23 protein-coding genes are annotated in these 20,351 nt (G+C 63.1%); 13 read left to right on the top strand and 10 right to left on the bottom strand.

Translation table 11 applies throughout. The annotated features are described in order from the left end of the window. Nucleotides 1-112 precede the first annotated feature (112 nt). The 3 genes from C9411_RS15025 to C9411_RS15035 all read left to right on the top strand — a co-directional run bounded on the left by C9411_RS15025 (nucleotide 113) and on the right by C9411_RS15035 (nucleotide 2,287). Nucleotides 113-295 (top strand): DUF1127 domain-containing protein, encoded by a 183-nt coding sequence (locus C9411_RS15025; RefSeq protein ID WP_107227378.1) that lies wholly within the window; start codon nucleotides 113-115, stop codon nucleotides 293-295. Nucleotides 296-304: 9 nt separating this feature from the next. Next, a complete protein-coding gene (locus C9411_RS15030; RefSeq protein ID WP_107227379.1) occupies nucleotides 305-928 on the top strand; it encodes a glutathione S-transferase family protein in 624 nt (207 codons plus the stop codon). A 228-nt stretch (nucleotides 929-1,156) separates the two neighbouring features. Then, the gene (locus C9411_RS15035) at nucleotides 1,157-2,287 is read left to right on the top strand and encodes a Gfo/Idh/MocA family protein (protein ID WP_063991271.1); all 1,131 of its coding nucleotides are present in this window, start codon (nucleotides 1,157-1,159) and stop codon (nucleotides 2,285-2,287) included. Nucleotides 2,288-2,389: 102 nt separating this feature from the next. On the opposite strand, the gene C9411_RS15040 is transcribed toward C9411_RS15035, so the two are convergent. Genes C9411_RS15040 through C9411_RS15050 form a run of 3 tightly spaced genes read right to left on the bottom strand, consistent with a single transcriptional unit; the run spans nucleotide 2,390 to nucleotide 5,519 of the window. Continuing rightward, entirely contained in the window at nucleotides 2,390-4,261 is a 1,872-nt protein-coding gene (locus C9411_RS15040) for an amidohydrolase (RefSeq protein WP_107227380.1), read from the bottom strand. Nucleotides 4,262-4,282: 21 nt separating this feature from the next. Continuing rightward, the gene (locus tag C9411_RS15045) at nucleotides 4,283-4,828 is read right to left on the bottom strand and encodes an antibiotic biosynthesis monooxygenase (RefSeq protein WP_038880135.1); all 546 of its coding nucleotides are present in this window, start codon (nucleotides 4,826-4,828) and stop codon (nucleotides 4,283-4,285) included. A 46-nt stretch (nucleotides 4,829-4,874) separates the two neighbouring features. Continuing rightward, entirely contained in the window at nucleotides 4,875-5,519 is a 645-nt protein-coding gene (locus tag C9411_RS15050; protein ID WP_046686653.1) for a hydrolase, read from the bottom strand. A 140-nt stretch (nucleotides 5,520-5,659) separates the two neighbouring features. Here C9411_RS15050 and C9411_RS15055 point away from each other — a divergent pair, with 140 nt between their 5' ends. The 8 genes from C9411_RS15055 to C9411_RS15090 all read left to right on the top strand — a co-directional run bounded on the left by C9411_RS15055 (nucleotide 5,660) and on the right by C9411_RS15090 (nucleotide 13,564). Continuing rightward, nucleotides 5,660-6,571, top strand: a complete 912-nt coding sequence (locus C9411_RS15055) for a LysR substrate-binding domain-containing protein (RefSeq protein WP_063991273.1) — start codon at nucleotides 5,660-5,662, stop codon at nucleotides 6,569-6,571. A 43-nt stretch (nucleotides 6,572-6,614) separates the two neighbouring features. After that, nucleotides 6,615-6,983, top strand: a complete 369-nt coding sequence (locus C9411_RS15060) for a cell envelope integrity TolA C-terminal domain-containing protein (RefSeq protein WP_063991274.1) — start codon at nucleotides 6,615-6,617, stop codon at nucleotides 6,981-6,983. Nucleotides 6,984-7,848: 865 nt separating this feature from the next. Further along, nucleotides 7,849-8,880 (top strand): fatty acid desaturase, encoded by a 1,032-nt coding sequence (locus tag C9411_RS15065; RefSeq protein WP_107227381.1) that lies wholly within the window; start codon nucleotides 7,849-7,851, stop codon nucleotides 8,878-8,880. Between the two features lie 40 nt (nucleotides 8,881-8,920). Further along, nucleotides 8,921-9,850 carry an ABC transporter substrate-binding protein gene (locus tag C9411_RS15070; RefSeq protein WP_060442279.1) on the top strand — a complete coding sequence of 310 codons (930 nt, stop codon included), beginning with the start codon at nucleotides 8,921-8,923 and terminating at the stop codon, nucleotides 9,848-9,850. Nucleotides 9,851-9,917: 67 nt separating this feature from the next. After that, entirely contained in the window at nucleotides 9,918-11,072 is a 1,155-nt protein-coding gene (locus C9411_RS15075) for an ABC transporter permease (RefSeq protein WP_304574453.1), read from the top strand. Continuing rightward, entirely contained in the window at nucleotides 11,069-12,004 is a 936-nt protein-coding gene (locus tag C9411_RS15080; RefSeq protein ID WP_107227383.1) for an ABC transporter ATP-binding protein, read from the top strand. Before C9411_RS15075 ends, C9411_RS15080 begins: the two co-directional genes overlap by 4 nt. Then, nucleotides 12,001-12,774 (top strand): ABC transporter permease, encoded by a 774-nt coding sequence (locus C9411_RS15085; RefSeq protein WP_048233049.1) that lies wholly within the window; start codon nucleotides 12,001-12,003, stop codon nucleotides 12,772-12,774. The genes C9411_RS15080 and C9411_RS15085 overlap by 4 nt, the downstream gene beginning before the upstream one ends. Before the next feature lie 28 nt (nucleotides 12,775-12,802). Next, the gene (locus tag C9411_RS15090; RefSeq protein ID WP_107227384.1) at nucleotides 12,803-13,564 is read left to right on the top strand and encodes a phosphate/phosphite/phosphonate ABC transporter substrate-binding protein; all 762 of its coding nucleotides are present in this window, start codon (nucleotides 12,803-12,805) and stop codon (nucleotides 13,562-13,564) included. A gap of 6 nt (nucleotides 13,565-13,570) precedes the next feature. Here C9411_RS15090 and C9411_RS15095 read toward each other — a convergent pair whose 3' ends face one another. The 3 genes from C9411_RS15095 to C9411_RS15105 form a co-directional block, all read right to left on the bottom strand. After that, nucleotides 13,571-14,290, bottom strand: coding sequence for an SDR family oxidoreductase (locus tag C9411_RS15095; protein ID WP_107227385.1), 720 nt, complete (start codon nucleotides 14,288-14,290; stop codon nucleotides 13,571-13,573). Nucleotides 14,291-14,396: 106 nt separating this feature from the next. Continuing rightward, nucleotides 14,397-14,774 (bottom strand): MarR family transcriptional regulator, encoded by a 378-nt coding sequence (locus C9411_RS15100; protein WP_063988874.1) that lies wholly within the window; start codon nucleotides 14,772-14,774, stop codon nucleotides 14,397-14,399. A 2-nt stretch (nucleotides 14,775-14,776) separates the two neighbouring features. Continuing rightward, a complete protein-coding gene (locus C9411_RS15105; RefSeq protein ID WP_107227386.1) occupies nucleotides 14,777-15,142 on the bottom strand; it encodes a DUF6516 family protein in 366 nt (121 codons plus the stop codon). A gap of 98 nt (nucleotides 15,143-15,240) precedes the next feature. Here C9411_RS15105 and C9411_RS15110 point away from each other — a divergent pair, with 98 nt between their 5' ends. Next, complete coding sequence (locus tag C9411_RS15110) at nucleotides 15,241-16,152, top strand: LysR family transcriptional regulator (RefSeq protein ID WP_107227387.1); 912 nt, start codon at nucleotides 15,241-15,243, stop codon at nucleotides 16,150-16,152. On the opposite strand, the gene C9411_RS25840 is transcribed toward C9411_RS15110, so the two are convergent. The 4 genes from C9411_RS25840 to C9411_RS15125 form a co-directional block, all read right to left on the bottom strand. Beyond that, a complete protein-coding gene (locus tag C9411_RS25840) occupies nucleotides 16,140-16,316 on the bottom strand; it encodes a hypothetical protein (RefSeq protein ID WP_016928550.1) in 177 nt (58 codons plus the stop codon). The two genes, C9411_RS15110 and C9411_RS25840, sit on opposite strands and share 13 nt — an antisense overlap. A gap of 106 nt (nucleotides 16,317-16,422) precedes the next feature. Then, nucleotides 16,423-17,343, bottom strand: coding sequence for a drug/metabolite exporter YedA (yedA, locus tag C9411_RS15115; RefSeq protein ID WP_063988787.1), 921 nt, complete (start codon nucleotides 17,341-17,343; stop codon nucleotides 16,423-16,425). Nucleotides 17,344-17,453: 110 nt separating this feature from the next. After that, nucleotides 17,454-17,948: a DUF2878 domain-containing protein gene (locus tag C9411_RS15120; protein WP_107227388.1), complete on the bottom strand. Its 495-nt coding sequence runs from the start codon at nucleotides 17,946-17,948 to the stop codon at nucleotides 17,454-17,456. A 177-nt stretch (nucleotides 17,949-18,125) separates the two neighbouring features. Next, nucleotides 18,126-18,779, bottom strand: coding sequence for a metalloregulator ArsR/SmtB family transcription factor (locus C9411_RS15125; protein WP_063988789.1), 654 nt, complete (start codon nucleotides 18,777-18,779; stop codon nucleotides 18,126-18,128). A 103-nt stretch (nucleotides 18,780-18,882) separates the two neighbouring features. Between C9411_RS15125 and C9411_RS15130 the strand changes: the two genes are divergently transcribed. Beyond that, nucleotides 18,883-20,337, top strand: coding sequence for an MFS transporter (locus C9411_RS15130; protein WP_063988790.1), 1,455 nt, complete (start codon nucleotides 18,883-18,885; stop codon nucleotides 20,335-20,337). Nucleotides 20,338-20,351 lie beyond the last annotated feature (14 nt).

Here is a 20,351-nt window from a genome sequence, read left to right on the forward strand (position 1 = left end):
CGGGTTTTTTGGCGCAGCTGTATGAAAAAAATAGCGCCAGCGTGAATCTGTATTGTTTTCCTCCCGGCGAGCATGATGACTGCAACGTGAAAACATCAGGGAGAATAACAACATGGCTCTGTTTTCTGGTACGCCGCGGCGGCGCTCGGTAGGTTGGTCACGCTGGCGTCTGTATCTGCAACGTTATAGGACGCGAAAAGAATTATTATTGCTGGACGATGCACGGCTGATCGATATTGGTTTGTCGCGTGCGGAAGCGCTGCGTGAAGGCTATAAACCGTTCTGGAAAGAATAAGGAAAACCGATGCTGAGAGTTTTGGGCAAGGCTTCATCGATCAACGTGCGCAAGGTGTTGTGGACCTGCCAGGAGCTGGGGCTGCCGTTGGCGCGGGAGGACTGGGGCAGCGGCTTTCGCTCCACGCAGGAGCCGGCGTTTCTGGCGCTGAATCCCAACGGCCTGGTGCCGGTGCTGATCGACGGCGAGCGGGTGCTGTGGGAGTCGAACACCATCTGCCGCTATCTGGTGGGGCGAGAAGGGCGCCGCGATCTGCTGCCGCAGGAACCCGGCGCGCGCGCGGCGGTGGAGATGTGGATGGACTGGCAGGCCACCGATCTGAACGGCGCCTGGCGCTATGTGTTCATGTCTCGGGTGCGTGGGCATGCGGATTATCAGGATGCTGCCAGCCTGGCCGCCGCCGAGCGCGAGTGGAACCGGCTGATGGGGTTGCTGGACAGGCATCTGGCGCAGCACGGCCCTTATGCCGCCGGCGCCGCCTTTACGCTGGCGGACGTGGTGCTGGGGCTGTCACTAAACCGCTGGCTGATGACGCCGTTCGAGCGGCCGAATTATGCGGCGCTGGCGGCCTATCAGCAGCGCCTGCTGCAACGCCCCGGCTACGTGCAGCACGGCGCCAACGGTTTACCTTGATATGAAATAAACGATTCATTTTATCTCGTCCGGATACGACCCGCCGTGTCCGGACTTTCCCCGTTGCATCATCCCGTCAACGTTTCATGAACGGCATCACGAATATGAACTTTATTTTTCCGTGTGCTTGTTATTGAAATTTATATTCCATATAAACCCGTTGTCAACCGGCGCGTTTCATTAAGCAGCGCCTTGTTCTATGCAGGATGTCGATCACGGGAGAAAATGATGAAACAGGTACGCGTTGGGTTAATCGGCACCGGTTATATCGGGCGTTGTCACGCTATCGCCTATGCGCAGGCCGCCACGGTCTTTCCTCTGAAAGGGGAGCTGGTGCTGGAGATGCTGGCGGAAGTGACGCCCGAGCTGGCGGCGCAGCGCGCCACCGAGTTCGGTTTTGCGCGTTCGACCGGCGATTGGCGGCAGCTGGTGGCCGATCCGGCGATCGACGTGGTGGACATCTGCGCGCCCAACTTCTTGCACAAAGAGATGGCGCTGGAGGCGATACGCCACGGCAAGCACGTGTATTCGGAAAAGCCGCTGGCGCTGGACGCCGCCGACGCGGCGGAGATGGTGCAGGCCGCCCGCGCCAAGGGCGTAAAAACGCTGGTCGGTTTCAACTACATGAAGAACCCGACCAGCCAGCTGGCGCGCGAGATCATCGCCAACGGCGAAATCGGCGAAGTGGTGCATTTTTACGGCACCCACAATGAGGATTATCTGGCTGACCCGCGCACGCCGATTGACTGGCACTGCCGTCGCGCCAGCGCCGGGCTGGGTGCGCTGGGGGATCTGGCGGCGCACATCGTCAATATGGCCCACTACCTGGTGGGCGATATCGTGGCGGTTTCCGGCGATATGCAGACCGTGATCAAACAGCGTCCGGATCCGCAAGACCCGGCGCGCCTGCTGCCGGTGGAAAACGAAGATCAGGCCAGCGCGCTGCTGCGTTTCGCCGGCGGGGCGATGGGCACTATCGAAACCTCGCGCATTGCCTGCGGGCGCAAGATGGGGCTGACCTATGTGGTCACCGGCACCAAGGGCACGCTGAGCTATACCCAGGAACGGATGGCGGAGCTGAAGCTGTATCGGCACGATGAGCCGGCGGAGCGGCAAGGGTTCAAAACGCTGTTGGTAGGGCCGAAGCACCCGGACTACGCGGCGTTCTGCATCAGCGCCGGGCACGGCATCGGCTTTAACGATCAGAAGACGGTGGAGATCCGCGATCTGGTCAATGGCATCGCCGCGGGCGATCGCATGTGGCCGGACTTTGAAGAAGGCTGGAAGGTGTCTTGCGTGCTGGATGCGATAGCCGCCTCCGCCGAGCAGAGGCGCTGGCTGGAGATCAACCGCGATTGAAAATGAAATGGCGCTCTCCCGTGGACAGCGCCATTAGTTTGCTATGTTGCTAACTTAATATCTTATTAAGCTAGTTACATAATAAGTTGCTGACCTAGCAACTTAGAATGAGAAGCACGAACAACCGAACGCGCCCCAGAAGGCATTCTCGTCCGACACAGGGATGCTGGAGCGGCGCGCAATGTCATGCTGATGCGCGTGTACACCGCACGGGCCGCAGCATTGGTGCGCCTGGCTCAGCACGCCGACTTTGGCCGCCGCCGATGGCGGCGCGGAGCGGTAGTGGCCCGGCACCTGGGTGACCGGCGACCACTCCGGCAGCACCGGCAGCGGCGGCGGCGCCAGCGGCGAGAAGCTGCCGGCGGCGTAGACCACCTTGCCGTCCACCACCGTCATCACCGACTCGATGCCTTTGATCTGCTCTTCTGGCACGCTGAAATAGTCCTGCGACAGCACCGCCACATCCGCCAACTGGCCGACCTTGATCTGGCCTTTCTTGCCCTGTTCGGTGGAGAACCAGGCGCTGCCTTGCGTCCACAGCATCAGCGCCGTTTCGCGATCCAGGCGGGCGCTGTCGTCGTACATCGCCATGCCGCCGACGGTGCGGCCGGAAACCAGCCAGTACAGCGCCGTCCACGGGTTGTAGCTGGCGACGCGGGTGGCGTCGGTGCCCAGTCCGACCGGCAGTTCGGCCGCCAGCATTTTCGCCACCGGCGGCGTATGTTTGGTGGCTTCGATGCCGTAGCGGTCGGCGAAATATTCGCCCTGGAACGCCATGCGGTGCTGCACCGCAATGCCGCCGCCCAATGCCTTGACCCGCTCGATATTGCGCTCGGTAATGGTTTCGGCGTGATCGAACAGCCAGTGCAGCCCGTTGAACGGAATGTCGCGGTTCACCTTCTCGAACACGTCCAACATGCGGCTGATGGATTCGTCATAGGTGGCGTGCAGGCGGAACGGCCAGCGGTGCTCGACCAGATGGCGCACCACCCGTTCCAGCTCGTCTTCGGTGCCCGGCGGCAGATCCGGGCGCGGCTGCAGGAAGTCTTCGAAGTCGGCGGCGGAGAACACCAGCATCTCGCCGGCGCCGTTGTGGCGATAGAAGTCGGTGCCCTGGCCCGGCTTGAGCATGTCGGTCCACAGCTCGAAGTCTTCCAGCTCCTGCTTCGGCCGCTGGGTGAACAGGTTATAGGCGATGCGGAGGGTCAGCTGCTTTTTCTCGTGCAGCTCGGCGATCACCTGATAATCCTCCGGGTAGTTCTGGAAGCCGCCGCCAGCGTCGATGGCGCTGGTGAGGCCCAGACGGTTCAGCTCGCGCATAAACTGGCGGGTGGAGTTGACCTGCTGCTCCAGCGGCAGCTTCGGCCCTTTCGCCAGCGTGGCGTACAGGATCATGGCATTGGGCTTGGCGATCAGCATGCCGGTCGGGTTGCCGTTGGCGTCGCGCTGGATCTCGCCGCCGGGCGGGTTCGGTGTGTCTTTGGTGTAGCCGACCACCTTCAGCGCCGCGCGGTTGAGCAGCGCGCGATCGTAGAGGTGTAGAATGAACACCGGCGTGTCCGGCGCCGCCTGGTTGATCTCGTCCAGCGTCGGCATGCGGCGCTCGGCGAACTGGAATTCGGTCCAGCCGCCGACCACCCGTACCCACTGCGGGTTCGGCGTGCGCAGCGCCTGTTCTTTCAACATGCGCAGGGCGTCGGCCAGCGAAGGTACGCCTTCCCAGCGCAGCTCCAGGTTATAGTTCAGGCCGCCGCGGATCAGGTGCAGGTGCGAGTCGTTCAGGCCCGGAATGGCGGTGTGGCCGTGCAGATCGATCACCTGGGTTTCCGGCCCGGCGTGCTGCATGACTTCGCTTTCGCTGCCGACCGCCAGAAACTTGCCGTCGCGGATGGCGACCGCCTGTGCGGTGGGATTTTGGCGATCGACGGTGTGAAACTTGCCGTTGGTGATGATCAATGAAGCGTGGTGGTTCATAACATTCTCCCGGCGAACCGCCTAGCGGCGGGTCAGCCATTGATGAAAAACGCGAGTCACGATAGGCATCCACAGGTACACCACCAGGGCGACCACGGTGGCGTCATTGAGAAAATGGCCGAGCAGCGTGCCGTCCAACTGCGGCAGCACCAACCCCCAAAACCAGGGCACCAGATTGGTGGAAGGGAAAATCACCAGCAGGGTGATGATGAACTGCTTCCACTGGGGCGGCTGGCGCACGCCGGGGTTGGGCGGGGTAAACCAGAACTCCGCGCCGGGGCGGATCTCGATATGGTCGCTCTCCAGCAGCAGCGGGGTGACTTCTTCGATGTATTGCTTGCGCAGCGGCGAGTGGATCCAGCGGTACAGGTTGTCGAGGTTGTCGAAGCGGACCAACACCGTATAGGCCTGTTCGTCGCCGGAAGGGCGGATGACGTTGACGCCCAAATGGCCGGTGAAGCCCGCGGCGTCGGGCATGATGCGGTTCAGCCAGGCCTCATAGGCCTGCTCGTTCCCCGGCGCCAAACGGTGGGTGATCACCAGCGTGACATGCTGCGGATGGGCCATAAAACCGACTCCTGAAAATACCCCGGCGCAGGGCCGGGGCAAGGGATTATTTCACCGTGCGAGCCGGTGCGTGGTGCACCATGGTGTAAGCGTAGTCGACGCCCATGCCGTACGCGCCGCTGTGTTCGCGCACCAGCGCCATCACCGCGTCGTAGGTGTCTTTGCGCGCCCAGTCGCGCTGGTACTCCAGCAGCACCTGCTGCCAGGTCACCGGCACGGCGCCGGCCTGCACCATGCGCTCGATCGAACGCTCGTGCGCATCGACGGAGGTGCCGCCAGAGGTGTCGGTCACCACATACACTTCATAGCCGGCTTCCAGCGCCATCAGCGCGGGGAAGGTCAGGCACACTTCGGTCCACAGCGCGGAGATCACCAGCTTTTTGCGGCCGGTGGCTTCCACGGCTTTAACGAAGGCCGCGTCTTCCCAGGAGTTCATCGAGGTGCGTTCAATCGGGGTGATTTCAGGGTGTACCGCCAGCAGTTCCGGCCAGATATAGCCGCTGAAGCTTTCGGTTTCTACCGAGGTGAAAAGGGTAGGGACGTTGAAAATCTTGCCTGCCTTCGCCAAACCAACAACGTTGTTTTTCAGTTGCTGACGATCAATATTAGCCACGCCGAAGGCCATTTGCGGTTGATGGTCGATAAAAATCAGTGCGGAGTTGTCTTTATCAAGCAGTTGAAACTTGGACATAATTTACCTTCCCAGTGATATCTCGGTTGAACATCTGATGAGTGTAACGCCGATAAAACCCATGGTAGGCAGAGGGCGATTTCAAAGATACCGCAGAATTTTTGCCGACTTGTTGAGTTTTTTTATACACGGGAGAAAGCATGAGATTAAACCTGGAAGCGTTGCTGATTTTGGACGCGCTGGACCGGCACGGATCTTTCGCCGCCGCGGCCGCCGCACTGTTTAAAACCCCTTCGGCGCTGAGCTATATGGTGCAGAAGCTGGAGAACGATCTCGACATCACCCTGCTGGACCGCTCCGGCCACCGGGCGAAGTTCACCGATACCGGCAAGCTGATGCTGGAAAAAGGCCGGGTGCTGCTGCGAGCGGCGCAGGATCTGGAGCAGCAGGCGCGCTACGTGGAGAACGGCTGGGAAAGCGAGATCACGCTCGGGATCGACGCTTCCTTCCCGTTCGCCCGCCTATTGCCGCTGATCGACGAGTTCTATCGGCAGCATCATCATACCCGGCTGCGTTTCAGCCACGAGGTGCTGGCCGGTTCCTGGGAATCGCTGGTTTATGGCTGCGCCGACATTATCATCGGCGCCATCTGCGAGCCGCCGTCGCGGGTGGGCTATGCGTTCAGCCGGCTGGGGCAGCTGGATTACGTGTTCGCCGTCGCGCCGAAGCATCCGCTGGCGGCGCTGCCGGAACCGTTGCCGAAGGACGAAATCCGTCAGCACCGGGCGGTGGTGGTGCGCGACACCTCGCGGGTCAACGCGCCGCAGAGCCTGAACCTGCTGGAAGAACAGGATACGCTGACGGTCTTCGGCTTCGACGCCAAGCTGCAGGCGCAATTGGCCGGGCTGGGCTGCGGCTATCTGCCGCGTTCTCTGGCGGAACCTTACCTGAACAGCGGGGAACTGGTGGCGAAACGCGTGGAATCTGAACGCTGCAGCGACGTTGCCTATTTCGGCTGGCGGGAAAGCGCCAGCGGTCTGGCGGCCAAGTGGTGGCGTGAGCGGCTGCAGCGTTTCGCGGATGACGGCGAGGCTTACCCGGCGGCGCAGTGAGGGCCGCTCGATAAGGATAAATCCCCCAATAAGGACATCGGGAATGAAAAAAACACTAGGCCTGTTGGCGTTGTTGTTGCTGAGCGGCTGCGGCACCGGGCGTCAGGCCGGCATCCCGTTGCCGGAGCCGCAGGCCGAGACGCAGGCCACGGCACCGCTCAGCTATCCGGTGCGGGTGCATAACGCGGTGAGCCGCGAGCTGCGTTTGCCTGAACGCGCGCGCGGCCAACGCTGCACCATCAGCATTCGTCTGCGGCCGGACGGCAAGCTGGCGAGCAGCAAGATCGTAAGAGGCGACGCGCCACTGTGCGCAGCGGCCAGCGCGGCGGTGCAGCACGCGCAGTTTCCGCCGATGGCCACCGCCACTGAGTACGCGCTGTTCAACGCCGTGGTGCTCGATTTCGTTCCCTGAAGGGAGGTAAAGGACGGGCCGCCTGCGCGGTTAATGCTTGTCTGTTAGCGTTTTTTTTGAAGTACTCGTGACGTTTTCGGTCGATAAATGAGAGGTGCATCATGAGGCTCCTGCACCTCGACCGAGCCAGGGGCCGAAGGCGCGGCCCCTGGCAACCTGCGCCTTTGCCCTATCAGACGGTTGGCTTTGCCAACTCCCCTCCCTCCGCCATAGCGCATTGAGGCCGGTTGCGACAGGCGTCCCTGCCTGTCTCACCTGAAACCGCCGTCCATGGCGGTTTCTCCTAATGCGCTATGCCTGCGTTCGGCGTCTTCAAGGGCGTCCAATACCGTGCTCATCTCCAATTCCTCTTCTCTGCCATAAACTCATAACGGACAGATAGCGCGGTAGCTGCCTGCTTGGGTGTTGACCTTTAGTGTGCATCACCGGCTGCCGAGCAAGACGGCGTTGTCAGGGGCAACCGGCCAGGGAAGGCCGGTTGAGGCGAGACTAACAGGGACGTGTGTCGCAGCCGACCCGCCCGACAATGCAGACGCGGCGAGGGTATCCGCACAGCGGACAGACGGTGTTAAGCGAAGGCGCGGGTGGAGGGGCCGCGCCTTCGGCCCCTCCAATTGCCGTTCATTGTAGTAACAGAGAAATGCGGAACATTTACGGCAATTCAGGCTACACGAAACACACAAAGATGGGATAAAAAATGCCAGTCAGGTTTAACTGACTGATATTACCGCCTCCGCGGCCCGTTTTTTCGCTTTTACGAGTACGCAACCCGCTGAATTTTCACTTAGCTTTGCCATTTTCGTTATTTTGAACGCCGCTACGGCTCACGGATACTGGGAGAAAATCTCTTACCGCGAGCCGCAGCATGTCCCACGCCCACTATTTGCACCCCGAACAGCGCGAACGAATCAGGCAGCTTTATCGGCGCCGGTATTGGCGAATGGAATTGCCCACCTGGGGGATCATGGCGGCGGTGTACGGCGGCTGGTTCGGCGTGGCGATGGGATGGCAAACGCTGGGCCCGTGGCTTGGCGCGCCGCTGTTGATCCTCCTGACCACCTGGTACCTGTCGTTGCAACACGAGCTGATCCACGGCCATCCGACGCGCTGGCCGCGCGTCAATCAGCTGTTCGGCCTGTTGCCGCTGGCGGTGTGGTATCCCTACGGGCTGTATCGCGATTCGCATCTGCGCCACCACCGCAACGACCACCTGACCGATCCGTACGAAGATCCCGAAAGCTATTACTTCAGCGCCGCGCAGTGGCGGCGCTATCCCCGCCTGTTGCCGCTGCTGGCTGCCGTGCGCAATACGCTGATCGGCCGGGTGCTTCTCGGCCCGGCGCTGGATATCGCCGCGACCTTGGCCGGGGCGGCGAAAGCGCTCGCCGCCGGGGAGTGGCGCGCCTGGGCGAGGTGGTTGGTGCACCTGTCGCTGTTGGCGATGTTGCTGAACTGGCTGCAGGCGCAGGGTATCGGCACGGCGTTTTACCTGCTGGTCATCAGCTACCCGGCGCTGGCGCTGACCAAGGTAAGATCGTTTTTTGAGCATCGCGCCGTGGACGCACCGCAGGCACGTTCTATTATTAATGAGGCGGGCTGGCCGTGGCGGCTACTGTTTCTCAATCTGAACTACCATTTAGTGCATCACGATCTGCCCGGCCTGCCCTGGTATGGGTTGCGCGAAGTTTATCTGGCGGAGCGTGAGGCGTATCAGCAGCGCAGCCAGGGATTTGTCGCGCAAGGCTATGGCGAGTGGCTGCGCGATTACGCCCTAACGCCGATCGACGTTGGCGTTCATCCATTGCGCGCCGATGAACCGCAGGGGGAAGGCGATGCCCTGCCGACGGAAAAATTTATTGCGCGCTGGAAGCGCGTTTCTCAGGATTTTCCAACCTAACCGGCCCATGAGCCGGAAAACATATAACCAGAGGAAAAGTATGGCAATCACCTTATCACGCGGACGTTCCTTTGCCGTCGCACTGGCCCTGCTGGCCACCGGCGGTCTGGCGCAGGCGGCCGACTCGGTGCGCGTCGGCTCCAAGATCGATACCGAAGGTTCGCTGCTCGGCAACCTCATCGTGCAGGTGCTGGAAGCCAACGGCATCAAGACCACCAACAAGCTGCAGCTCGGCACCACCAAAGTGCTGCGCGGCGCCATCACCTCCGGCGAGATCGACATCTACCCGGAATACACCGGCAACGGCGCGTTTTTCTTCTCCGATGAGAAAGATCCGGCGTGGAAGAACGCCCAGGCCGGCTTCGAGAAGGTGAAAAAGCTCGACTACGACAAAAACAAAATCGTCTGGCTGGATGCGGCGCCGGCCAACAACACCTGGACCATCGCCATTCGTCAGGACGTGGCGGAGGCCAACCATCTGAAGACGCTGTCGGATCTCGGCAAGTGGATCAACGGCGGCGGCAAGTTCAAGCTGGCGGCCTCGGCGGAATTTATCGAGCGGCCGGATGCGCTGCCGGCGTTCCAGAATGCCTATGGCTTCAAACTGAATCAGGACCAACTGCTGTCGTTGGCCGGCGGTGACACGGCGGTGACCATCAAGGCGGCGGCGGAGCAGACCTCCGGCGTCAACGCGGCGATGGCCTACGGCACCGATGGCCCGGTGGCGGCGCTGGGGTTGCAGACGCTGGCGGACCCGAAAGGCGTACAGCCGATCTACGCGCCAGCGCCGATCGTGCGTGAAGCGGCGCTGAAGGCGCACGCCAATCTGCCTGAGCTGCTCAAGCCGGTGTTCGCCTCGCTGGACGGGCCGACGCTGCAAAAACTCAATGCGCAGATCGCCGTGGAAGGCCAGGACGCCAAACAGGTGGCGGCCGCTTACCTGAAAGAGAAAGGGTTTGTTAAGGGATAATGCCGAGGTGCCCCCTCTGCCGTCGGGAGAGGGGGTAAACCGAGGGAGCCGGAGCGTTTCTTTGACTATCGTCGTAAAACATCGCGTCTTGTTGACGCTGTTCATGCTGTTGCTGCTGGCCGCTTTCGGCCTGCCGTTCCTCAGTTATGCCCCCAATCGCCTGTTGTCGGGCAAAAGTCTCTCCTTGTTCTCCCTGCTGCACGGCCCGGCGCTGTGGCTGCTGTTGCCGCTGGCGGCGTTGGCGATCCTCAGCCTGTTGCCGCCGACGCGGTGGCGGGCGCTGCTGGCGGCGCTGGCCGCCTGTGGGGTGCTGACGCTGGCTTTCTGGATCAGCGGGCAGGCCGCCGAACGCCTGGCGCAAGAGGGATCGCGCCTGGCGCGCACCTCCTGGGGCAGCGGATGCTGGCTGACGATGGCGCTGAGCCTGCTGATCGCCGCCGACGCCATGGCGCGCATCACCGCGTCGCACCTGTGGCGCATGCTCGGCAACGCGCTGGTGCTGGTGCCGCCGGCGCTGCTGTTGTTCGGGCATCAGCTCGATCAGCTGTCGCTGCTGAAGGAGTACCACAATCGCCAGGAGGTGTTTGACGCCGCGCTGCTGCAGCACCTGACGATTCTGCTGGCGACGATGGCGCCGGCGCTGGCGATCGGCGTGCCGCTCGGGGTGCTGTGTTTTCGCTCCGAACGCTGGCAGCGGCCGATTTTCTCCGCGCTGAACATTATCCAGACCGTGCCGTCCATCGCGCTGTTCGGCCTGCTGATCGCGCCATTGGCGGGGCTGGCGACGGCGGTGCCCTGGCTGGCGGAGCACGGCGTCAGCGGCATCGGCATGGCGCCGGCGATCGTGGCGCTGGTGCTGTACGCGCTGTTGCCGCTGGTGCGCAGCGTGGTGGCGGGGCTGCAAAGCGTGCCGGCCGGGGTGATCGAATCCGCCACCGGCATGGGGCTGACGCGCGGGCAGATCTTCCTGCGCGTGCAGCTGCCGTTGGCGCTGCCGCTGTTCCTGACCGGCGTGCGCATCCTGGCGGTGCAAACCGTCGGCATGGCGGTGGTGGCGGCGCTGATCGGCGCCGGCGGCTTTGGCGCCATCGTGTTCCAGGGGCTGCTCAGCAGCGCGCTGGATCTGGTTCTGCTGGGGGTGATCCCGGTGGTCATGATGGCGGTCATCGTCGATTCGCTATTTAAATTTTGGGTTTCAATCCTGGACGTATCGCGCCGATGATTCACTTTGAGCAAGTCAGCAAAATTTTTCAGGGCAAGCCGGCGGTAGACGATCTCACGCTGCACATCGCCGAAGGCGAATTCACCGTGTTGATCGGCACCTCGGGTTCCGGCAAGTCCACGACGTTAAAAATGATCAATCGCCTGATCGAACACGATCGGGGCAAGATTCTCTTTGCCGGCGCAGAGATCCAGTCGTTCAAACCGCAGGATCTGCGGCGGCGCATGGGCTATGCGATCCAGTCGATCGGCCTGTTTCCGCACTGGACGGTGGAGGAGAACATCGCCACCGTGCCGCAGCTGCTGAAATGGCCGCGCGCGCGCATTCGCGAGCGGGTGACCGAACTGTTGGAGCTGTTGCATCTGGAGCCGGATCTGTTTCGTCGCCGCTATCCGCACCAGCTGTCCGGCGGGCAGCAGCAGCGGGTCGGGGTAGCGCGTGCACTGGCCGCCGATCCCGAGGTGTTGCTGATGGACGAACCGTTCGGCGCGCTGGATCCGGTCACCCGTGCGGCGCTACAGGCGGAGATCGCGCGCATTCATCAGCTCTCCGGCCGCACCATCGTGCTGGTGACGCACGACATCGATGAAGCGCTGGGCTTGGCGGACCGCCTGGTGCTGCTCGATCAGGGGCGGGTGGTGCAACAGGGCACGCCGCTGGCGCTGCTGACCGCGCCGGCCAACGACTTCGTGCGGGATTTCTTCGGGCGCAGCGATCGCGGCATCAAGCTGCTGTCGCTGGGGACGGTGGCGGAGCGGGTGCGGCCCGGCGCCGCCGAAGGCGAGCCGATCGCCGCCGCCATGAGCCTGCGCGAGGCGCTGTCGGTGTTTGTGGCGCGCGGCAGCGACTGCCTGCCGGTGGTGGATGAACGGGGTGAAGCGTTGGGGGTGTTGCACTTCAACGATCTGATCGCCGGGCAGGCGCTGTCATGAGCGGGCGCGTCTGGCGCCTGCTGCGCGATCCGCTGCCCTGGACGCTGGCGCTGCTGTTGGCGCTGGTGTTCGGCATGGATCATCTGCGCGGCCTGTTCGCCGCCTGGTTCCCCGATCTGGAGCGGCCCATTTATCAGCAGGACAGCTTTATCGCGCTGGTGGGGGCGCACCTGTCGCTGGTGGCGATCTCCAGCCTGATCGCGGTGGCTCTCGGCGTGGCGGCCGGCGTGGCCGTCACCCGGCGCAGCGGCCGGGAGTTTCGTTCGCTGGTGGAAACGGTGGTGGCGGTGGGGCAGACCTTCCCGCCGGTGGCGGTGCTGGCGGTAGCGGTGCCGGTGATGGGCTTCAGCGAACAGCCGGCGATCATTGCGCTCGTGCTGTACGGCCTGCTGCCGATCCTGCAGGGCACGCTGGCGGGCATCGAATCGGTGCCGCCCGCCACGCGCGAGATTGCCCGCGGCGTGGGGATGAGCGCCTGGCAAATTCTGTGGCGGGTCGAATTGCCGCTGGCGGCGCCGGTGATCGTCGCCGGGATCCGCACGTCGGTGATCATCAACATCGGCACGGCGGCCATCGCTTCCACCGTCGGCACCAAGACCCTCGGCTCGCCGATCATCATCGGCCTGAGCGGGTTTAACACCGCCTATGTGATCCAGGGCGCGGCGGTGGTGGCGTTGTTGGCTATTATCACCGATATGCTGTTCGAACGTTGGGTGCGTTATCTCACCGCCTGGCGCCAGCAGACGCTGGCGACCACTCCGGCGGGGTAAGGGGGAAATGATGCAGGTGTCTCTACCGATGTACGGCGTTGGCCGGGAGCAGGCCGAATCCTTCTGGCAGGTATTGCGTGGCAAGCTGCTGCGGCTGGGGTTGCCGGCGGCGCCGGAACGGCTCAGCTGGCCGGACGATCTGGCGCAGCACTGGCGGCGCGACGATCTGTTGCTCAGCCAAACCTGCGGTTATCCGTTGGTCAGCACCCTGTCGCAGGTGCAGCTGATCGGCACCTACCATTACCGGGTTGAAGGGTGCGACGGGCCGAATTACCGCAGCTGGCTGGTGGTGCGCGCGGGCGATCCCGGCGAACGGCTGGCGGATTTTCGCGGTCGGACGGTGGCCTATAACAGCACCGATTCCCAGTCCGGCTACAATGGCCTGCGCGCGCTGATCGCGCCGCTGGCGCAGGACGGGAAATTCTTTGGTACGGCTATCGCTTCCGGCGCGCATTATCAGTCGCTGAAGCTGATCCGCAGCGGGCAGGCGGATATCGCCGCCATCGATTCGATCAGCATGGAACTGCTGCGCCGCGCGCAGCCGCAGGCGCTGGAGGGGCTGAAAATCATCGGCCGCACGGCGGCGGTGCCCGGCCTGCCGCTGATCACAGCGGCAGGCACGCCGCCGGAACAGGTGGAAATCCTGCGCGCCGGCGCCCGGGCGATGCTGGATGAGGCGGTCAGCGACCGCCTGCTGATCGGCGATTTCAGCCTGGTGCCGCGTTCGGCCTACCAGATTATCACCGTGCTGGAACAGCAGGCCACCGCGCAGGGTGTAACGGCGCTCTAGCTGCCGTTACAACAGGCCGCCGCCGTCGATGTCGATCACGCTGCCGGTCACGAAGCCGTTCTCCATCGCCAGCAGGTAACCCGCCGCGACGTCGGCCGCCTGGCCGACCCTGCCGACCGGCAGGCTGCCGCCAACCCGTTCGAACAGCGCCTGACGCTGCGCGGCGCTCATGCCGTCGTAGGCTTCGGTGGCGGTGATGCCGGGGCTGACCACGTTCACCCGCCGCGGTGCCAGCTCCTTCGCCAGCTGCTTGCCGGCCGCTTCCAGTGCGGCGTTGATGGCGGTTTTGACCAGCTGACCGCCGAGGTATTTACGCGACAGCTGGCCGGAAGTCAGGGTGATGGAGCCCTGCGGCGACAGCGTCGGCAGCGCAGCCTGCACCGCGCGCAAGCTTCCCCAGAATTTGACGTTGAAGTCGGTCTGCGCCTGTTCAAAGGCGGTCTCCGCCAGCGGCTTCGCTGCCACCAGCGGCCCGGCGGTGATCACCAGATGATCGAAATCGCCGACGGCGGCAAACAGCGCGCGCAGCGACGCTTCATCGGTCAGGTCGGCCTGCATCAGGCGCAGCGCGTCGTTCTTCTCCTTGGCGTGGGGCAGGCGGCGCGAAGCCAGCACCACTTCAGCGCCGCGCGCCGCCGCTGCGTAGGCCACCGCGGCGCCAATGCCGCTGGTGCCGCCCAGGATCACCAGTTTTTGTCGTTTCAGTGGGGAATCGGGAATCGTCATGCTAAGGCCTCTTTTAGGGTAAGTTTCAACGGGATCTATCTTTCCTGATTGAAAATGACCTAACAATCGGCCTTACTGACAAACACTTGTTAATGAATTTTAAAGATCACGCGGCGCTAAAGCGGGCATTTAACTTCTGATCCACGATAATTTCGAAGTCGGTAAACAGCGCCCGGGGTTTTACCGAACGCCCCTGTTTTTCCAGTGCCACCAGGCCGTGCCCGTTCAGTGTTTTCAGCGTGGTCGACAGGTTGCTGACCTGGCGACCAGACAGTTCGGCCAGTTGGCTGATGGTCTCGGGGCGAGCGGTGTCGATAAGACGCAGCAGGGCGATATTCTCGTTGCTGAGCACCTGGGCCAGCGCAATCATCGACGTGAACCAGACTTTGGGTTCACGTTCCTGAGGCTGGTATTCCCCTTTCGCGATCGCCAGTATGCGCTTGCGAATCAGTTCTTCAGGCATCACGCCAATCAGTGCTTTCATCATCAACCTCGATTTTCTCTCTTGCGTATGACTTCATCTATCCGGGTAAAAAAATCCTCCACCAACTGATAGGCGGAATAAAACTCGTAGGGTGAGCCTTTGTCCGTCGGGGAATCATGTTGATGATCGTAAACGACGCGGCCTGAAAATTTTCCTTTGCGAGGGGTTTTAATGGCATGCGCGTTGTCTATGCCAAAAACCCGGGTATTGTGGTTATCGTGCAGGGTCAAATTGTAACGGATGCCGTGAGGGATAAAGGCGGTTTGGGTCACCGTCCAGGCCTCGATTTTCCACCAATAGCCATCTTCACGATTGACCCGCGTGCCATGCAGGCTAAGGATGTAGTCCAGTCCGTTGTGTTCATCCATTGATCAAAGCTCCATTTATTATGATCTAATCATAACAATTGGGCGTTTTATCGTCAATCCGTTACGCCGTGAAACCGGCTCTCCAAGAAGGGAAATGCATGACCTCATTTGTCGATCTCGAGGTGTTTGTCCGCACGGTGGACGGCGGCAGTTTTTCCGCCGCGGCGCGCGCGCTGGATATGACGCCGGCGGCGGCCAGCATTGCGGTGAAAAGGCTGGAGCAGCAGCTGGGCGCGCGGCTGCTGGTGCGTTCCACCCGCAGCCTGCGGTTGACGGAGGAGGGCGCCCGCTATCTCGACAGCGCGCGCCTGGCGCTGGGTGCGTTGGCCGAAGGGGAGCAGGCGATCCGCGAAAAGCATCAGGGGCTGTCTGGGGTGCTGCAGATTTCCGCGCCGTCGGATTTCGGCCGTAATCTGCTCTTGGGCTGGCTGGACGAATTCCGGCAACAGCATCCGCATATTCAGCTGCAGCTCCTGATCAACGATCGGCAGGCCGATCTGTTCCGCGAACCGGTGGACGTGGCGTTGCGTTTCGGGCCGTTGGCCGACTCTTCGCTGGTGGCGCTGCCGATCTTGCCGCAGCACCGGCGGCTGATTTGCGCCAGCCCGGATTACCTGCGGCGGCATGGCGTGCCGCAAACGCCGGCCGATCTGGCCCGGCACAGCATTCTGGTGTATCAGCCCAGCGGCAAACGGCAGGTGGAATGGCGGCTATGGCGCGGTGAGGAGCTGGTCGAAGTGCCGCTGAACGGCAGCTATTTTACCGATGACGGTGAGGTGGCGCGGCGCTGGGCGCTGGCCGGCCACGGCGTGGTGCGCAAGTCGGCGATCGACGTGGCGGCGGATATTCGCGCCGGGCGGCTGGTGCAACTGTTGCCGGAATGGCGCAGCGACGCGGTGCCGATCAATCTGGTCTGCCCGCATCGCTCGCAGGTGTCGGAACGCGTCAGGCAGCTGCAGCGCTTTTTACAGCAGCGCTGCCAGCGTTGGATGGACGATCACTTGGCCTGAAGGGTTTCGGTTTGCGCCGGCGTGGCGGCGGCATCCCCGGCAGGCGCGCTTTCTTCGTGCGGGGTGGTGGAACGGGTGTAGATGTTCAGCCCGGCGAGGAATACGCCGCCCAGAGAACCAAAGGCGCACAGGGCGATGACGATGACGAACGCTTTTTTCAGCATAGGAATAATTTCGCAGGTTGCTTGGAACAGCGGGAATTATAGCCCCTTCGCCGGGTGAAACAAGAATCGTTTTTAACGGCGACCCGCAGACCGCCCTTTGCGATCGCTACCGTTCACTGTCGATGGCCTGCACGCGGGCCGGGCGGGCGAACAGGTATTTCCCCAGCGTCACCAGTACCACCGCCGCCACGATGATCGCCAGCGCCAGCCACTCGCGCGGCGCCAGCGATTCGCCGGCAAAGCCGATGCCGAGCAGCACCGCCACCACCGGGTTGACGTAGGCGTAGCTGGTGGCGACCGCTGGGCGCACGTTCTTCAACAAAAACATATAGGCGCTGATCGCCAGCATCGAGCCGAAGACGATCAGATACCCCAGCGCCAGAAAGCCGCTGGTGCTCGGCATCTGCGTCAGGTGCTCGCCGCTCAGTTGGCTGGCGACCAATAACACCACGCCGGCGACCAGCATCTCCGCCGCGCCGGCCATCGGCCCGGCCGGCAGCGAGATGCGCGATCCCAATACCGACCCGAAGGCCCAGCTGGCCGACGCCAGCAAAATGAGCAGCGCGCCGGTCGGGTTGCCCACCAGGTTGTTGCCGGTGTTGAGCAGCACGATGCCCACCAGCCCGAGCGCGATGCCGGCCCATTCCAGTTTGGAATTGCGCATGCCCCACAGCAGGCTGAAGCAGAGGGTGAACAGCGGCACCGTCGCCACCATCACCGCGGCGATGCCGGACGGCACATCTTGGTGTTCCGCCACCGTCACCAGGCCGTTGCCTACCGCCAGCAGCAGAATGCCAATGGCGCCGGCGGCCAGCCACTGCTTCGGCGTCGGCAGCGCATGGCCGCGCCAGGCCAGGAAGCTGAACAGCACGATGCCGGCGGTCAGAAAGCGAATGCCGGCCATCATCAGCGGCGGCCACTGCGCGACGCCGAGGCGAATGACGAAATAGGTGGAACCCCAAACGATATATAACGTGAACAACGCCCCGATCAACGGCAGGACGCGACGGCTTGGTTGGCTAAGCATAGGGATTGTGTTTTGCAGGGATGATTATTATTAGAATGCTCAGTAAACCCGATCGGGCAGCGGATAAGCAATGGCTTTCGGCATTATTTTTCCCGGCCGCCGGCCGCCGTTCAGCTGCCCCGTCGTTTCCACTGCAGCCAGCTGACGGCCGGCAGGTAAATCGACCAGCCGATGGCCAGCAGCAGCAGCATGAACTCCGGCGGCACGCCGGGCAGCAACACGTCCAGCTTCCAGGACACGGCGTAGGCGAAGGGGCCGACGGCGGCGCCCAGCACCGCCAGTGGCCAGGGGGCCGCTCTGACCACGTCCAGCAGCCAATACCACCAACAGCCGAAGCCGATCCACAGTGCGAGGGCCCAGAGCGGCAGGCCGTGTTCCCCGCTGTAGTGCAGCACGCCGCTGTAGCTCCACAGCCCATCCATGCCGATGCCGCCCAGGGCCGCCAGGGCCGCGCCTTTTCGGCGGGCGGCAGGGGTAAAGATCAGCGCCAGCGCCGCGCCGGCCAGCAGTATGCCATTGAGCCGATCGCGAGTCAGCAGCGCCAGCAGCCAGCAAACGCCCAGTCCCAGCGTCGCCAGCCAGAATCCGGCATGCGGCTTCTTCATCGTTCAACTCCCGTGGGGTTACTCTGCCGCTGCGCGCTTAGCGCCGACGGATTTGCCAGAGCGGACGCGAGGCCCGCCGTTTGCCTGAATGTTCGTTAATTCAACCTTAGAAGGGAAGGTGCGGGGTGCACAAGCAGAATAATCTGTACCGGTTGAAAACGTGGGCAAAAACCGGTGTTACAGGAGCGAAATGCGGTAGGCGCAGCGGCGCGAGCCGGCCAGAATGTGTTCGGCGCGCTCCACCTGTGCCTGCAGTACTTCGGTAAAGATGCTCAGCTCCGCCCGGCAGAAGCCCTGGCAGACGGTGGCGGCGGCGCAGATCGGGCAGTGATTTTCCACCAGCAGATAGGCGCCGTCCTCCTCCTGGCGCCATTCGGCCATATACCCTTCGCGGCAGCGGATTTCGGTGAGCCGCGCCACGCGTTCGCGCAGATCGGTGGCGCCGATCATCGCCTGCTTGTAGTTGATGCGGTTTTCCTGCTCGCGGGTCTCGATCAGCACGTCGAGCGCCTGTTCGCCCAGCTTGTCGCGCACGGTGCGCAGCAGCTGCACCGTCAGATCCGCATGGGTGTCGGGAAAGCGTGCGTTGCCGGCCGAGGTCAAATGCCACAGCTGCACCGGGCGGCCCACGCCGCGCGTTTCCGCCACCGCTTCGACCAGCCCCTCTTTCGCCAGCTTGACGAACTGCTGGCGGGCCGCCTCACCGGTGGTGCCGAGCACCTTTCCTGCGTCAGAAGCTTGCTGCGGGCCGCGGGTTTTCAATAGCGTCAGCAAGCGGTCACTGACCGATTGTGCGGTGCCGCCGCTATTTTCCAAGTTTATTCTTGACATATTTCTCCGCCTCGCCCTAACTTATTCCAAGATAACTCTTGTTAAATTTAACGCAATCTTATGATCAACTCAATGCCATTCCTCTGAAAACAGGACGACAACCGTGATAACCCATGACGATAGCCGCTGGAGCGACCTTTTCTCCGGCAAAAATGCGGCCAGTGCGATCGCGCTTTCGCTCGGCGTAGCGCTGCATGCCATCAATATTCTGGTCGCCACCACCATTCTGCCCTCGGTGGTGCAGGATATCGGCGGGCTGGATCTCTACGCCTGGAACACCACGCTGTTCGTGGTGGCGTCGATCCTCGGTTCCGCGCTGTCGGCCCGGCTGCTCAGCGGCTACGGCGCGCGCAGCGCCTATCTGGTGGCTTCGCTGTTTTTCATCGCCGGGGCGGCGCTGTGCGCGCTGGCGCCGAGCATGCCGGTAATGCTGATCGGCCGCACGGTGCAGGGCTTCGGCGGCGGCCTGATCTTTGCGCTCTCCTACGCGATGATCAACCTGGTGTTCGAGCAGCGATTGTGGCCGCGCGCCATGGCGCTCATCTCGGCGATGTGGGGCATCGCCACCCTGGTGGGGCCGGCGGTAGGCGGTATTTTCGCCGAGCTGAACGCCTGGCGCTGGGCCTTCGGCATTCTGCTGCCGATCATGGCGCTGTACGCCGCGTTTACCTTCCTGATCCTGCCCAAGGGCAAAGCGCAGCAGGCGGCTGCGCCGTTGCCGACCGCGCAGCTGCTGTTGCTGACCGTGGCGGTGCTGGTGGTGTCCGCCGGCAGCCTGGCGCACAGCGCCTGGATCAACCTGGCGGGCATCGCGCTCTCGCTGCTGCTGATGGCCTGGTTGCTGAAGCGTGAAGCGCACTCGAGGGCCCGCCTGTTGCCGCACGGCGCACTGCGGCGCGGCTCATCGCTGGCGGCGCTCTACATCACGACCGCGTTGCTGGTGATCGGCATGACCAGCGAGATCTTCGTGCCTTATTTCCTGCAGCTGCTGCACGGCCAGTCGCCGCTGATCTCCGGTTATATCGCCGCCGCCATGGCCGCCGGCTGGACGCTGTCCGAGATCCTCAGCTCCGGTTGGCGTGGGGCGGGCATTCGCCGGGCGATCGTCAGCGGGCCGCTGTTTGTGCTGGTGGGGCTGCTGGCGCTGGCGATCCTGATGCCGGTGCCGTCCGGCGGCCATTGGCAGGCGCTGGCGCCGATCGTCATTGCGCTGTTGCTGGTGGGATTCGGCATCGGCTTCGGCTGGCCGCACCTGCTGACGCGCATTTTGCAGGTGGCGCCAGAAGCGGACAAAGACATCGCCGGCGCTTCGATTACCACGGTGCAGCTGTTCGCCACCGCATTCGGTGCGGCGCTGGCCGGGATGATCGCCAATCTGGCGGGGCTGAACGATCCGGGCGGCGCGGCGGGCGCAGCGTCGGCGGCGCGTTGGCTGTTCCTGACGTTCGCGCTGGCGCCGCTGCTGGCGGTATTCAGCGCCTGGCGCTGCGCGGCGATCGCGCCGCCGGGCGCCGAGACGGGCAATTTTGTACAAAACCCGCCCTCGCGCGAGTGCTAGAATGGCGCTCATTC

Origin of the sequence: Serratia sp. Nf2 (genome assembly GCF_003028435.1) — a bacterium.
Classification (GTDB): Bacteria; Pseudomonadota; Gammaproteobacteria; order Enterobacterales; family Enterobacteriaceae; genus Serratia; species Serratia marcescens_L.

Excerpts from the sequence above, each read along its gene's own strand:
- C9411_RS15100 (WP_063988874.1), bottom strand. The coding sequence starts at position 14,774 with ATGAAAGCACTGATTGGCGTGATGCCTGAAGAACTGATTCGCAAGCGC.
- C9411_RS15070 (WP_060442279.1), top strand. The coding sequence starts at position 8,921 with ATGGCAATCACCTTATCACGCGGACGTTCCTTTGCCGTCGCACTGGCC.
- C9411_RS15080 (WP_107227383.1), top strand. The coding sequence starts at position 11,069 with ATGATTCACTTTGAGCAAGTCAGCAAAATTTTTCAGGGCAAGCCGGCG.
- C9411_RS15040 (WP_107227380.1), bottom strand. The coding sequence starts at position 4,261 with ATGAACCACCACGCTTCATTGATCATCACCAACGGCAAGTTTCACACC.
- C9411_RS15045 (WP_038880135.1), bottom strand. The coding sequence starts at position 4,828 with ATGGCCCATCCGCAGCATGTCACGCTGGTGATCACCCACCGTTTGGCG.
- C9411_RS15110 (WP_107227387.1), top strand. The coding sequence starts at position 15,241 with ATGACCTCATTTGTCGATCTCGAGGTGTTTGTCCGCACGGTGGACGGC.
- C9411_RS15120 (WP_107227388.1), bottom strand. The coding sequence starts at position 17,948 with ATGAAGAAGCCGCATGCCGGATTCTGGCTGGCGACGCTGGGACTGGGC.
- C9411_RS15095 (WP_107227385.1), bottom strand. The coding sequence starts at position 14,290 with ATGACGATTCCCGATTCCCCACTGAAACGACAAAAACTGGTGATCCTG.
- C9411_RS15065 (WP_107227381.1), top strand. The coding sequence starts at position 7,849 with ATGTCCCACGCCCACTATTTGCACCCCGAACAGCGCGAACGAATCAGG.
- C9411_RS15055 (WP_063991273.1), top strand. The coding sequence starts at position 5,660 with ATGAGATTAAACCTGGAAGCGTTGCTGATTTTGGACGCGCTGGACCGG.
- C9411_RS15025 (WP_107227378.1), top strand. The coding sequence starts at position 113 with ATGGCTCTGTTTTCTGGTACGCCGCGGCGGCGCTCGGTAGGTTGGTCA.
- C9411_RS25840 (WP_016928550.1), bottom strand. The coding sequence starts at position 16,316 with ATGCTGAAAAAAGCGTTCGTCATCGTCATCGCCCTGTGCGCCTTTGGT.
- C9411_RS15060 (WP_063991274.1), top strand. The coding sequence starts at position 6,615 with ATGAAAAAAACACTAGGCCTGTTGGCGTTGTTGTTGCTGAGCGGCTGC.
- C9411_RS15030 (WP_107227379.1), top strand. The coding sequence starts at position 305 with ATGCTGAGAGTTTTGGGCAAGGCTTCATCGATCAACGTGCGCAAGGTG.
- C9411_RS15035 (WP_063991271.1), top strand. The coding sequence starts at position 1,157 with ATGAAACAGGTACGCGTTGGGTTAATCGGCACCGGTTATATCGGGCGT.
- C9411_RS15125 (WP_063988789.1), bottom strand. The coding sequence starts at position 18,779 with ATGTCAAGAATAAACTTGGAAAATAGCGGCGGCACCGCACAATCGGTC.
- C9411_RS15085 (WP_048233049.1), top strand. The coding sequence starts at position 12,001 with ATGAGCGGGCGCGTCTGGCGCCTGCTGCGCGATCCGCTGCCCTGGACG.
- C9411_RS15090 (WP_107227384.1), top strand. The coding sequence starts at position 12,803 with ATGTACGGCGTTGGCCGGGAGCAGGCCGAATCCTTCTGGCAGGTATTG.
- C9411_RS15050 (WP_046686653.1), bottom strand. The coding sequence starts at position 5,519 with ATGTCCAAGTTTCAACTGCTTGATAAAGACAACTCCGCACTGATTTTT.
- yedA (WP_063988787.1), bottom strand. The coding sequence starts at position 17,343 with ATGCTTAGCCAACCAAGCCGTCGCGTCCTGCCGTTGATCGGGGCGTTG.
- C9411_RS15105 (WP_107227386.1), bottom strand. The coding sequence starts at position 15,142 with ATGGATGAACACAACGGACTGGACTACATCCTTAGCCTGCATGGCACG.